The organism is Clostridium sp. DFI.5.61 (assembly GCF_024462915.1).
Classification (GTDB): Bacteria; Bacillota; Clostridia; order Oscillospirales; family Oscillospiraceae; genus Lawsonibacter; species Lawsonibacter asaccharolyticus.
Map to the genome: position 1 here is coordinate 1 of NZ_JANGBZ010000075.1, position 12,465 is coordinate 12,465.

At 59.6% G+C, this 12,465-nt stretch carries 11 protein-coding genes; 9 read left to right on the plus strand and 2 right to left on the minus strand.

Annotated features, from left to right (window positions below):
• Positions 1-98: 98 nt before the first annotated feature.
• Together NE584_RS17835 and NE584_RS17840 are read right to left on the minus strand one after the other, a co-directional pair.
• Complete coding sequence (locus NE584_RS17835) at positions 99-254, minus strand: hypothetical protein (protein WP_154669721.1); 156 nt, start codon at positions 252-254, stop codon at positions 99-101.
• A gap of 126 nt (positions 255-380) precedes the next feature.
• Positions 381-1,253, minus strand: coding sequence for a LysR family transcriptional regulator (locus NE584_RS17840; RefSeq protein ID WP_050625380.1), 873 nt, complete (start codon positions 1,251-1,253; stop codon positions 381-383).
• A gap of 156 nt (positions 1,254-1,409) precedes the next feature.
• Here NE584_RS17840 and NE584_RS17845 point away from each other — a divergent pair, with 156 nt between their 5' ends.
• The 9 genes from NE584_RS17845 to NE584_RS17885 all read left to right on the plus strand — a co-directional run bounded on the left by NE584_RS17845 (position 1,410) and on the right by NE584_RS17885 (position 12,186).
• Positions 1,410-2,966 carry an acyl-CoA carboxylase subunit beta gene (locus NE584_RS17845; protein WP_050623012.1) on the plus strand — a complete coding sequence of 519 codons (1,557 nt, stop codon included), beginning with the start codon at positions 1,410-1,412 and terminating at the stop codon, positions 2,964-2,966.
• A gap of 29 nt (positions 2,967-2,995) precedes the next feature.
• Positions 2,996-4,195, plus strand: a complete 1,200-nt coding sequence (locus NE584_RS17850) for a CaiB/BaiF CoA-transferase family protein (protein ID WP_050623011.1) — start codon at positions 2,996-2,998, stop codon at positions 4,193-4,195.
• 181 nt (positions 4,196-4,376) lie between these two features.
• The gene (locus tag NE584_RS17855; RefSeq protein ID WP_256183383.1) at positions 4,377-4,877 is read left to right on the plus strand and encodes a tripartite tricarboxylate transporter TctB family protein; all 501 of its coding nucleotides are present in this window, start codon (positions 4,377-4,379) and stop codon (positions 4,875-4,877) included.
• Positions 4,878-4,892: 15 nt separating this feature from the next.
• Positions 4,893-6,395 (plus strand): tripartite tricarboxylate transporter permease, encoded by a 1,503-nt coding sequence (locus tag NE584_RS17860; RefSeq protein WP_050623009.1) that lies wholly within the window; start codon positions 4,893-4,895, stop codon positions 6,393-6,395.
• Between the two features lie 67 nt (positions 6,396-6,462).
• Positions 6,463-7,503, plus strand: coding sequence for a tripartite tricarboxylate transporter substrate binding protein (locus NE584_RS17865; RefSeq protein ID WP_050623008.1), 1,041 nt, complete (start codon positions 6,463-6,465; stop codon positions 7,501-7,503).
• A 161-nt stretch (positions 7,504-7,664) separates the two neighbouring features.
• The gene (tadA, locus tag NE584_RS17870) at positions 7,665-8,135 is read left to right on the plus strand and encodes a tRNA adenosine(34) deaminase TadA (protein ID WP_050623007.1); all 471 of its coding nucleotides are present in this window, start codon (positions 7,665-7,667) and stop codon (positions 8,133-8,135) included.
• A gap of 378 nt (positions 8,136-8,513) precedes the next feature.
• Positions 8,514-10,019, plus strand: coding sequence for a spore germination protein (locus NE584_RS17875; RefSeq protein ID WP_108980215.1), 1,506 nt, complete (start codon positions 8,514-8,516; stop codon positions 10,017-10,019).
• Entirely contained in the window at positions 10,016-11,104 is a 1,089-nt protein-coding gene (locus NE584_RS17880; protein WP_256183384.1) for a Ger(x)C family spore germination C-terminal domain-containing protein, read from the plus strand. Before NE584_RS17875 ends, NE584_RS17880 begins: the two co-directional genes overlap by 4 nt.
• A 14-nt stretch (positions 11,105-11,118) precedes the next feature.
• Positions 11,119-12,186: a GerAB/ArcD/ProY family transporter gene (locus NE584_RS17885; protein ID WP_050623004.1), complete on the plus strand. Its 1,068-nt coding sequence runs from the start codon at positions 11,119-11,121 to the stop codon at positions 12,184-12,186.
• Positions 12,187-12,465 lie beyond the last annotated feature (279 nt).

Genomic DNA, 12,465 nt, shown 5'->3' on the forward strand with positions numbered 1-12,465 from the left:
GCCCGCTCCCCCTATGGGGAGCGGGCGCCTTTCTGCATCTTCCGCTGTGATTTCCTACAAAGGGGCCGGCGAGGAGTTTGCCCCCTCAGCGCGCCCGCTTACCGGGGTGGCAGATGGGCGACACGGTGGGCAAGCACCCAGGGGGCCAGAGTGGAAGGAGGCCCGGGCTGCGGGGCACCGCTGTATATAGGCTCCACCTCCACCACATAAGGGATCCCGTCTACTGTAATGCGGTAAAATTCCTTTTTTGGCATCGCTTTTGCCTCCTCCGCTGTGCTGTACTGGTCGTTTGCACTATTGTATCAGAGAAAACAATAAAATTCCATTCATCTTTTTGAAATAATCCATAATATCAAAGTTATGAAAATGGGATCGGTGGGCTAGGGACTGAATTTTTGCTTCAGAAAGTCGGCGAACTGTCGGGAGGCGCGGTTCAAATACCGTCCTTTCCGATGGACCATCACAATGTCACGGGTGTGATGCACGTCCTCGATATCCAGAAAACGAATATTCTCGCTGAACAGATGCCGAAAGGAGGCAGACTGGGAAGCGATGGTGACGCCGGCGTTGGCGTTGATCAGCTCCCGCCGGAGCAGATGGTCGCACTCCATGATGTAGTGGGGCGTGATGCCCAGGTCTGCAAAGATCCGGTCGGTCTGAGCGCGGAAGGGCAGTCCCTTCAGAAGCATGATGAAGCGCTGGTCGGTGAGCTCCTCCAGACGGACACTTTTCCGCTGTGCCAAGGGGTTGTCCTTATGGACAGCCAGCTTGAAGATGTCCCGAAGCAGCAGGGTGGATTCAAATACCTCCCCATAAATGCCCGGGGAGGTGACCGCCAGATCGATTTGACCCCGGTTGAGCAGCGCAGCGATCTCCTTGTTTTCTGCGACCCGCTGATTCCACTTGTAGTTGGGGTGCTGGTACATGAAGGCGTGCATCCCCTGAAGAAACTGAGAGGAGGAGACCGCCAGGGAAATGGAGTTGTCCCCCTCATCGGCAATGTCCTGGAGCTCCCTCTTTGAGTTCTCCACCTCCATCAGGATATGGTTGACCCGCTGGAGAAACCGCTGTCCATTCTGGTTCAAGATGATAGACCGTCCATTGTGGTCAAAGAGCGGAACTCCCAGCTCCTTCTCCAGTCTGGAAATCATCGTACTCAGGGCAGGCTGGGAGATATTGAGTTCTTCTGCCGCCCGGGAGATATGCTGGTAATAGGCCGCGGTCTGAAAATAGCGGAGCTGGGTCAGTTCCATGATATGTCCCTCCAGATCCATAATTTTTATCTTATACTAATATAAAAAATCGATAATTGCAATATGCGTTAAAACAGATTAACCTAAAGAAAAAAGAAAAATATTTGATTTTTGTTGGATTGTGACCAAAGGCGCAGCAGAGAGGAGGACCTTGTCGTGGGCGAAAAAACAAAGCTTCAAGAGATGCTTGAGAAAAAGGAAAAGATCAGACAGGGAGGGGGAGAAAAAAAGGTCGCGAAGCAGCACGGCGCGGGTAAGCTGACAGCCCGGGAGCGCATCGACCTGCTGTTTGATCCCGGTACTTTCCAGGAGTACAACATTTTTATGAAGCACCGCTGCCATGACTTTGGGATGGAGAAGGTAGACACACCGGCGGAAGGGGTGGTGACGGGATACGGATTGATTCATGGGAGAGGGGCCTTTGCCTTTGCCCACGACTTTACGGTCCTGGGCGGCGCCATGGGGGAGATGCAGGGCATGAAGGTCAAGCGGATTCAGGAGCTGGCCATGGACGCCGGCGTGCCGCTGATCGGCCTGAATGACTCGGGGGGCGGGCGGATCCAGGAGGGGCCTGCCACTTCCTATGGGGCCATCTTCTTCAACAACGTGATGGCTTCTGGGGTGATCCCCCAGATCTCAGCCATCATGGGGCCCTGCGCCGGCGGGACCGTGTATTCCCCCGCGCTGACCGACTTCATTTTTTCCGTGGACAAGACCAGCCGCTCCTTTATCACCGGACCGCAGGTCATCAAGAACGTGACCGGGGAGGTGGTGGATGCGGAGAAGCTGGGAGGAGCGCGGACCCATAATACGGTGTCAGGCGTGTCTCACTTTTTCTGTGCGGACGACCGGGACTGCATTGAGAAGATCAAGACCCTGCTGAGCTACCTGCCCCCAAACTGCCGGGAGATGCCGCCCATCATGCCCTGCGGCGACTCTCCGGACCGCCGCTGTGAGATGCTCAACACCTTCATTCCGGATAACCTGAAAAAGGCCTACGATATCAAGGATGTTATCCGGGAGATCGCGGATGGGCACGAGTTTTTTGAGACCCAGGCCATGTATGCCACCAATATGGTCACCGGATTTATCCGCATGAACGGCCGGTCGGTGGGGGTGGTGGCCAACCAGCCCAAGGCGATGGCAGGCTGTATCGACATCAACGCTTCGGACAAGGCGGCCCGTTTTATCCGCACCTGCGACTGCTTCAATGTGCCCCTGCTGTCCATTGTTGATGTGCCCGGATACATGCCCGGCACCAATCAGGAGTACGGAGGGATCATCCGGCACGGGGCAAAGATGATCTACGCCTGGGCAGAGGCCACAGTCCCGAAGATCGTGATGGCGGTGGGAAAGGTCGTGGGCGGCGCCCGGCCTGCAATGTGCTCCTGGGAGCTTCGGCCGGACTTCATTTTCGCCTGGCCCACGGCGCAGATGGTAGTCGTGGGGGCAGAGGGGGCTGTGGACATCTGCCGGAAGCACGAGCTGAAGCGGGCTGAGGAGAGCGGTGAGGATGTGGCTGCCCTCCGTGCCCACTACATCGAGGAGTACAAGGAAGAATTTTTTAACCCGTATAAGGCGGCGGAATATGGGAAGTTTGAGGACGTGATCGAGCCTGCGGAGTCACGGCGGGTCATCATCCGGACTCTGGAGCTGTTTCAGAACAAACAGGTGGTCCTGCCAGCCAAAAAACACGGGAATATGCCGGTCTGACGGCGGCGCGGAAAGGAGCTTGGTTCAATATGGCGGTTGGATACGGCCCCCTGAGCGGGGTAACAGTGGTGGACCTGACGCAGTTTTTGTCCGGTCCCCTGGCCACGATGATCATGGCGGACCTGGGGGCGGATGTGATCAAGGTGGAGCGGCCGGACCGGCCCAAGGCCAGCGGCCCGTTTCTCAACGGGGAGCGGGTCTACGACCTGTCGGTCCAGCGCAGTAAGAAGAGCATCACCCTGAACCTGAAGGCGGAGACAGATAAGAAGGTGCTGCTGGAGCTGGTGAAAAAAGCGGACGTTCTGGTGGAAAATTTCAAACCCGGCACGATGGAGCGCATGGGCCTGGGTTATGATATCATTGCCGCAGCCAATCCCAGGATCATTTATATGGCGGTCTCCGGCTTTGGCTATACGGGGCCATACCGTTCCAGAGGCGCGCTGGATATGATCGTTCAGGGGATGAGCGGACTGATGAGCCTGACCGGTGAGCCGGATGGCCCGGCCATGCGCTGCGGGACCTCGGCCAGCGACGTGTTTACCGGGCTGTATGCCTTCGGTGCCATCTCGGCGGCCCTGTATGACCGGGAAAAGACCGGAAAGGGACAGTTTATCGATGTGGCGATGCTGGATGCCACCTTCTCCTGCCTGGAAAACGCGGTGATCAATACCTGTGTCTTTGGCACCGATCCCCAGAGGGTGGGCAACAGCCACCCCACCAGCGTCCCCTTCGGGACGTTCCCCACCTCCGATGGAGAGATCATTATCACCTGCTCCCGGGATCCTGCATTTTACAGTCTGTGCCGCGCCCTGGGACGGGAGGATATGGTGGAGGACCCGCGCTTCTCCAAGGCGGAGGCCAGACGCCAGCACAAGGCGGAGCTGACTGAGGAGATCTCCAGATTTACCCGGGCCCGCACACTGGATGAATGCGAGCGGATCTTTGAGGCTCACGGGGTGCCCAATGGCCGCATCAACACCATGAAGATGATCTGTGCGGACCCTCAGATCGCGGCCCGCAATATGATTGTAGAGGTGGAGCACCCGGTGGCTGGAACGTATCGGATGGCGGGCAGCCCGCTGAAATTCGGAAATTACCCGGATACCACCTATGAGCCCGCCCCCACCCTGGGACAGCATACCCGGGAGGTCCTGGCGGAGTACTTAAAAATGCCGGAGGAGGAGATCGAAACCATGCTGAAGGAGCAGAAGGAGCTGGTGCATACATAAGATGGCGGGCGGAGCGCGGGACAGGGGACCGGCCTGTGGAATGGAAGATTTTGTTTTGTGCCTGACGTGCGGAATCTGGTATAATCCGATGCGTATTTTGTGGATAAAAGCAAAAGGAGGTATCGAGCTCTGAGCTGTGCGGACCAGCAAAGATCATAGATAAGACTAGAGGGAGGATACTATGAAGATAAAAGCCAAAACCGGAGATCTCGCACTGGGGATCTTTTCGATTCTGGGCGGAATCATCATCCTGATCCTGACAAAGGTGCAGGGACTTCAGCTGATAAAGAGCGGACAGATGGGGCCCGGTTTTTTCCCCACAATCTGCGGGATCGCCATCGCGATCTGCGGGGCCATGGTCCTTCTGGAGGCGGCGCGCCGGATCGCCCGCGCCAAAACGGCCCAGGCGGAGAAGGAAGAACTGGAGACAAATATCCTGAACCTGACAGAGCTGAAGAATCTGTTGCTTTTTATGCTGCTGGGGACTGGGGTACTGCTGCTCTCCGACTATCTGGGGCTGCTGACCTGCCTGGGACTGAGTGTGATCGCCTATTTGAAAATATGGGGCCGAGAAAAGTGGATCAAGTCGATCGTGATCGGTGTATGTATGGTGGCGTTCCTGTACGGGGTCTTTGTCCTGTTCCTGCATGTGCCGGTCCCCAAAGGTCCGCTGGGCTTTTAAGGAGGAGGTACACATATGGACTTGCTGCATAACCTTGCGCTGGGCTTCTCAGTCCTGGCTGATCCCATGACCATTGTGTACTCCCTGATCGGCGTAGTGTGCGGTGTTATCATCGGTGCGCTGCCCGGTCTGGGGCCTTCGGTGGGCATCGCAGTGCTCCTGCCCATGTGCTACGGACTTGATCCGGCCTGTGCCCTGTGCATGCTGTGCGGGATCTACTACGGGGCCATGTACGGTGGTTCCATTACCTCCATCCTGATCAATACGCCCGGTGACTCTGCCGCCATTATGACGACCCTGGACGGATATCCCATGGCGCGGCAGGGAAAAGCAGGGAAGGCCCTGGGCATGTCCTGTCTGGCATCGGTCATCGGCGGGACGATATCTGTGGTGTTGTTCATGTCTCTGGCACCTGTGGTATCCAATTTTGCTACAAAGTTCGGGCCGTCCGAATATTTCGCCCTGATGGTGCTGGGGCTTACCTCTATTGCGGGCATGACAGGGAAATCTCCTGCAAAGGGTTTTTTGGCTGCGTTTATCGGCCTGTTTGTGGCGGGGATCGGGATTGACCTGATCTTTGGTACTACAAAGTTCGTATTCGGCAATGTAAACCTCTACTCCGGCATTGACTTTGTGCCGGTGGCCATGGGCTTGTTTGGGATCGCAGAGATCGTATGCAACTATTCTGACAATAATCTTAAAGTGGATAAGGGGAGCCTGAAGGTCAAAAATCTGCTGCCCAGCAGACATGAGTGGAAGCTGTCCCTGCCCCACATCGGCCGGGGGACGATTTTAGGCTTTATTGTGGGGATGCTGCCAGGGGCGGGTGCTACGATCGCTTCTTTTCTCTCCTACGACATGGCAAAGCGCACCTCAAAGCGGGGAGAGGAGTTCGGCACCGGTGTGATCGAGGGTGTGGCGGCCCCGGAGTGTGCCAACAACGCTGCCTCCATGGGGGCCATGGTTCCTATGCTGACCTTGGGCGTCCCCGGTTCGGGCGCGACGGCCATCATGATGGGTGCGCTGATGATGCTGGGCATCTCACCTGGTCCCTCCTTCTTTGTGAATGAGGCTGACGTTGCCTGGGGACTGATCGCCTCCATGTATCTGGGAAATGTCATTCTGGTGTGCATTGGTCTCGGCGCGCTCTCCCTGTTCGTGCGCATCCTGAATGTAAAGACCTCCACCCTGAACGCGCTGATCTTTGCATTCATTCTGGTGGGCGCCTATGCGCTGGAGAACTCCATGTTCACTGTGGGAGTGACTCTTTTCTTCGGCCTGCTGGGTTATATCCTGAAAAAGGTGGGGGTCCCTGCGGCACCCATGGTGCTGGCGCTGGTGCTGGGTGCGATCACTGAGACCAATTTGAGACAGGCGCTGATCATTGACAACAACAATTTTGGAGCGGTCATCTCCCATCCCATTTCCGCGGTCATCCTGGTGCTGGCGGTCCTGCTGGCGTTCGGCACCCCCATCAAATCCCTGATCACAAAACTGTGGGCAAAAAAGAAAGCGTGACCGGCGTTGACCTTATGTATGATCGGGCGGTGCCCGGTTATATAAAATGAAAAAAGGAGAAAAAGAAATGAAAAAATTGCTTGCTCTGATTTTGGCGGCCGCAATGTCGCTCTCTCTTGCGGCGTGTGGAAACGGTAGCACCTCCTCTGGCGGAGGGAGCACATCGGAGCCCGCCGGAACTCCCGCGGCATCTTCAGGGGAGGAGACCGGATGGGTCCCCACAGAGGACATTGAATTTGTGATCCCCTTCGGCGCGGGCGGCGGAAATGACGTTATGGTCCGAAAAATCCTGGAGATCGTTGAAAAATACGATATGTGTCCGGTGAATATCGTCCCGGTGAACAAAGAAGGTGGTTCCGGAGTGGTAGGCTATACCTATCTCACCTCCAAGGGCGCCGGGTATGAGTACGCGCTGGCCTCCACATCCGCCAGCTTTTACACCCAGCCGCTGACGGGAAATTCTCCCTTTACGCCGGACGAAAGCACGTTTTCCTTCGTGGCACATATGGTAAAAGACCCTGTGGTGCTGGTGGCCCACCCCTCCTACGGTTTCACATGTATCCAGGATGTGGTCGACTATGCCAAGGAGCACCCCGGTGAGCTGAAATGGGGCGGTGTCGGCAACGCATCTGACGACGCGATCATCATGTATATGCTGAACAATATCGCCGGGATCGATCTGACCTATGTGCCCTATGACGATGGGGGAATGTGCCAGGCGGCGCTGCTGGGCGGACACATCGGCCTGAGCACCGTCTCTCTGGCAGAGGCGGAGGAGCACATGGCGGCAGGCAACATGGTGGCGCTGGCCGCCTGCGCGGATGAGCGGTTTGACGCGATCCCCGAGGTCCCCACCGCGGCAGAGCAGGGCTTTGACATCGGCCATCAGCAGAGCCGGGGCATCGTGATGAACGCCGGCGTGCCCGAAGAGGTGCTGGCCTATTATTCCGACCTGTTCCAGAGAGTCTCTGAAACAGAGGACTGGATCGAGTATGCAGAGTCCAACGCCATGACGGTGTCCTTTATGCCTTATCAGGAGTTCGCAGCATATGCCGCTGAGATGCTGGAGGACTATACCACCTACCTGGGCATGATCCCCCAGGATTGATCCAGGGCTGATCTACCTGGATCTGGATGCAGGGCCGGCCCCTCTTTTTGATGGGGCCGGCCCTGCCGTTTTGCGCCGCCCCCTTGCATTGGGTGCCCAAATCCGCTACACTTATTTATCATCCTTATCATCATCCGGGAAGGGCAGAGGGGGCAGAGGGCATGGACCATGAGGCATATATGCGGCGGGCGCTGGAGCTGGCCGCTCAGGCGGCGGAGCAGGGGGATGTGCCGGTGGGGTGTGTCATCGTCCGGGACGGGGAGATCGTGGGAGAGGGACGCAACCGCCGGGAGGAGAATGGGGACGCCACCGCCCACGCGGAACTGGAGGCCATCCGGGACGCCTGCCGCCGGCTGGGGAGCTGGAGGCTGCACCGGTGCACTATGTATGTCACCCTGGAGCCCTGCCCCATGTGTGCCGGGGGAATCATCAACGCCCGGATCGGCACCGTGCGCTATGGGGCCAAGGATGACAAGGCGGGGGCCTGCGGATCGGTGCTCAACCTGTTCGAGGAGCGGTTCAACCACCGTCCCAGGCTCTATCGGGGCCCCATGGAGGCGGAGTGCGGCCGTGCCCTGCGGGCCTTTTTCGAGGACCTGCGGGAAAAAGACGGATTTTCGGAGGAGATTTAATCCTTTTGTAACATCTGCGGGTGACTTATTTAATAAAAACTGGATATTATAATACTTGCAAGGCAAGAGCATCTTTTCATTCTATCCTCCAATTCTTTTGGAAGGCCGACAGGGGACTGTCGGCCTTTCCTCTTTTTCCACGGCTGCGGGAGGGAAGGGAGAAAAAACCAGTGCGATTTAATGGTTATGTAACATTTGCCCCTTCATTTCTTAATAACTCCAGGGTATCTTGATACTTGCAAGAGACAGTTTGTTTCATTTTAATCCTCTTTTTCAGCAGAAAGTCCCGAGCGCTTTGGAGCAGGCGTTCGGGACTTTCTGTTTTTCTGCATAGATTTCCAGATCCAAGGGAGAATACAGGGGGAAAGGAGGGCGCATATGGCTGAACAGAAGCAGGATGGACCTCACCCCCGCCGGGAGCCCAGATTTCCCGGTCCCCTGACCCTGGAGGGAGTGGAGCAGATCTTTGAGGGCTGCTCCGACTTTGCAGAACGCACCGCGCTGCTGCATAACGACCCACAGAGGCAGGTGACCCTCTGCTATATCAACGGCATGGTGCGGGGGGAGCGGATCAACGACTATCTGCTGCGGCCGCTGGCCCAGGACCCGCGCCTGTCTGCGGTATCTGAGGCGGAGGCATTCCAGCTGCTGGGACAGGGGGCGCTCTATAATTTATATGTAGAGCGCCGCACCACGCTGGACCAGGCGGCGGTGGATCTGACTATGGGCTGGTGTGTCCTGTTCTTTCCCGGGCGGATGGACGCACTCTCTTTCTTCGTAGGGACAGAGGAAAAGCGGGCGGTGGGGCAGTCGGAGAACGAGCCCGCCCTGAAGGGGGCCCGGGACTCCTTTGTGGAGTCCATCCTCACCAACACCTCCCTGGTCCGCCGCCGCCTGCGGGCGCCGGAGCTGAAGGTCCGGCAGCATGTGGTCGGACGGCAGTCCCTCACCCCGGCCATGGTGGTCTATCTGGACGGGATCGCCGACCCGGACACGGTGAAGCGGGTAGAGGAGAAGCTGGACGCCATCGACATCGACGGGGTGGAGTCGGCAGGGAACCTGGAGGAGTACCTCACCGATGCGTCCCGGACCCCCTTTCCCCTGATGCCGTTCACCCAGCGGCCGGACCGGTTCTGCGCCGGGCTGCTGGAGGGGCGGGTGGGGCTGCTGTGTGACGGCCTCCCCTTCGGCTATCTGCTGCCGGGCACCATGGACCAGTTCTTCCGGACCAGCCAGGACCGGGCCTTCAACTGGATGACTGCCTCTATGCTGCTCCTGCTGCGCTATTTCTGCATGGCGGCCACCCTGCTTATCCCCGGGCTCTATATCGCCCTGGTGACCTTCCACCCGGAGGCCATCCCGGTGAAGCTGGCCCTGTCCATCGTGGCGGCCAAGCAGGAGGTCCCCTTCTCTACTGTCTTTGAGGTACTGATTATGCTGGTAGCCTTCGAGGTGCTCCAGGAGGCGGGGCTGAGGCTGCCCTCTCCTATCGGAGCTACTGTGTCCATCCTGGGCGGCCTGGTGGTGGGCAACGCCGCAGTGGAGGCCCACATCGTCTCTCCGGCGGTGCTCATCGCGGTGGCCATTGCAGGGGTGGCGGGATACACCATGCCCAGCCAGGACATGGCGGCCGCCCTGCGGCTGTGGCGCTTCCTGCTGGCCATCCTGGCCAGCCTGGGGGGACTGTTCGGCCTGGCGATGGGCTGTGCGGCCCTGATCTGCCATCTGGCCGGGCTGGAGAGCTTCGGCGTGCCCTATTTGGCGCCGTTTACGTCCGCAGCAGGACAGGAGCGGGGGAGCCCTGATCTGATCCGGCTGCCCCTGCCCTGGATGAAGTGGCGGAACGGTGCGGCGCGGTCGGCCAACCGGAGGAATCAGCGATGAAAAAAGTTTTAGCAGCGGCCCTGTGCGGCGCGGTGATGTTCCTGCTCCCAGGATGCGGCGGGGAGCGGCTTCCCTATGCCCGGGAGATGGGGGACATGGCCCTGATGCGCACCATGGGAGTGGACACGGGGGAGGGCGGAGCGGAGCAGCTCCATGTTACGGTGTCCAGCGGCCGCCGGGCCAGAGGCTTGCAGGGGGAGGCGGAGCCGCCCCTGGTCCTCTCTGCGGAGCGGGAGTCCATCAGCAGCGCCTGCCTGGCCATGCAGGGGCTGAGTGACAGCTATGTGTTTTACGGACATGTGGACCAACTGCTGCTGGGGGAGGAGCTGTCCCGCCGGGGCATCCTGGAGACCCTCCAGTACTTCAGCCAGGACCAGGAGCTGGGGATGGGGACCCAGGTCTGGATCGTCCGGGGAGGTACGGCGGCGGAGGCCATCTCCGCCGAGCAGGAGCGGGGGGTGGAGAGCCGCCTGTCCACCATCCAAACGGACAGTGAAATGGGGATGGCGGGGATGACCAGGACCGTGGGGGAGACCCTGACGTCCCTGATGGAGGACGGTTCCGCCTATCTGCCCGGGCTGGTCCCCGGGGAGGACGGCGCACTGCTGGAGGCGGGATACGGAGTGGTGAAGGACGGCATGCTGGCGGGCTGGCTCACCGGAGAGCAGGCCCGGGGCCTGGAGCTGGCGGCCGGGCAGGTCGGGGCGGACATCCTGGAGCTGGAAACCAGGGGAGGAGGCGCCGCAGTCCGGGTGACAGCGGTATCGGTGAGCTGTGTGCCGGAGTTTTCCGGCGAGAGGCTGACTGGGCTGGAGCTGGCCTGCCGACTCTCTCTGCGGGCGGAAGAGAGCTGGGGGGAACCGGAGCCGGCAGAGCTGTGTGCGGCGGCGGAGGAGCGGGAAGCGGCCCGGATCTCAGCGGCGCTGGAGCAGCTGAAGGGCTGGAACGCGGACTGCCTGGGCCTGGCCAGGCGGGCGGGCCAGACGGAGAGCGCCCGCTGGAACGCCCTCCGGGCCCAGTGGCCGGAGGTGTTTCCGGAACTGGAGATCCAGGTGACAGTACAGGCTTCGCTGCTGGCGGCCTGAGGAGGGAAAAGGGATTGAAACAGGAGAAGGTCTCGTTCCGGCAGTTGATGGCGCTGCTCTGGGCCGGGCTGCTGGGGCCGGCGGCGGAGTGGCTGCCTTCCATGGTCACAGAGCGGGCAGGGCCGGCCGGGTGGCTGGTACCCCTGCTGGCCCTGCCGGTGCTGCTGGCCGCCGGGTGGCTGGCGGGCTCCCTGAGCAGGGGAGCAGGGGGGCTGAGCCAGGGACTGATGGACAGCTTCGGACCCGGGGCAGGGAGAGCGGTGCTCACGATCTATATTATATGGATGGAACTGTTGCTGGCCCTGCGGCTGCGTCTGTCTGCCCAGAGAATGATGGCGGCGGGGGAGAGGGACGGCGCACTCTGGTTTTTCCTGCCGGTGCTGGTCCTGATGGCCCTCTGGATCAGCTGGGGGAAGGCGGGGCGGCTGGCCCGGACCGGGGAGCTGTTTTTCCTCCTGCTGGCCGCTGCCGCCGCCGCAGTGGTGGGGTTGGCCCTGTTCCAGGTAAAGGGAGAAAACCTCCTGCCCCTGTGGACAGAGCCCGCCGCGCAGACCTTGTATGCCGCCCTCCCGGTGTCAGGGGTGCTGGGATACGGACTGTATGCCGCCTTCCTATATACGCCTGAGGAGGGGGGGAGAGAGGGCGGGCGCTGGGTCCGGTGGTGTGCGGGGGGCTGTCTGGCCCTGTGCGGGACCCAGCTGGTCATCCTGGGGGTATTCGGCCCCGCACTCACGGCGGAGCTGGAAAGCCCGTTTTTTCAAATGGCCAAGAGCGTAGGGGTGGAGGGGGCGTTCCAGCGGGTGGAGAGCCTGGTGGCCGCCGTGTGGAGCTTCAGCGACTTGATCCTGCTGGCGGGGCTGCTCCAGGGCATGAAGCGGATCGTGGGGGTCCTCCTCCCCAAGGCGAGCCCCCACGCAGCCGCCGTGATGCTGCTGGCCTCCGCCGGGGTAGTGGGGCTGGCGGCTTTCCCTAACAGTGCGATTCCAGAAGCGCTGGGGAGAGGAGCTGTGCTGTGGGGGAACCTTCTGCTGGCCCTTGCTCTCCCTCTCCTGGCAGTCGTGGTGAAATGGTTTCGGCACTGAGTCAGGATGCACCTACATCTTGTAGGTTAAATGAAGGAAAAATCCGAAGATATAGTACCGTAAAAGAAAGAGGAAAAAATAAGGAAGAAAATCGAAAAAAGGTGTTGACATTTGGTGCTGGGTTTGCTATAGTAAGCAAGCGCTTTGCGAGACAGCTTTTTTGTAGAGAGGCTGGACGGCGGAAGTGCGGTTATCACAAGGGAAGCGAAGCTGAGGACTTTGAAATCGACTGAGAAGTTCGAAAAAAGTTCTTGACAAAGCGAGAAAGATGTGGTAACA

Coding starts and splice junctions, on each gene's coding strand:
- NE584_RS17865 (WP_050623008.1), top strand. CDS start 6,463: ATGAAAAAATTGCTTGCTCTGATTTTGGCGGCCGCAATGTCGCTCTCT.
- NE584_RS17860 (WP_050623009.1), top strand. CDS start 4,893: ATGGACTTGCTGCATAACCTTGCGCTGGGCTTCTCAGTCCTGGCTGAT.
- NE584_RS17875 (WP_108980215.1), top strand. CDS start 8,514: ATGGCTGAACAGAAGCAGGATGGACCTCACCCCCGCCGGGAGCCCAGA.
- NE584_RS17880 (WP_256183384.1), top strand. CDS start 10,016: ATGAAAAAAGTTTTAGCAGCGGCCCTGTGCGGCGCGGTGATGTTCCTG.
- NE584_RS17835 (WP_154669721.1), bottom strand. CDS start 254: ATGCCAAAAAAGGAATTTTACCGCATTACAGTAGACGGGATCCCTTAT.
- tadA (WP_050623007.1), top strand. CDS start 7,665: ATGGACCATGAGGCATATATGCGGCGGGCGCTGGAGCTGGCCGCTCAG.
- NE584_RS17850 (WP_050623011.1), top strand. CDS start 2,996: ATGGCGGTTGGATACGGCCCCCTGAGCGGGGTAACAGTGGTGGACCTG.
- NE584_RS17840 (WP_050625380.1), bottom strand. CDS start 1,253: ATGGAACTGACCCAGCTCCGCTATTTTCAGACCGCGGCCTATTACCAG.
- NE584_RS17855 (WP_256183383.1), top strand. CDS start 4,377: ATGAAGATAAAAGCCAAAACCGGAGATCTCGCACTGGGGATCTTTTCG.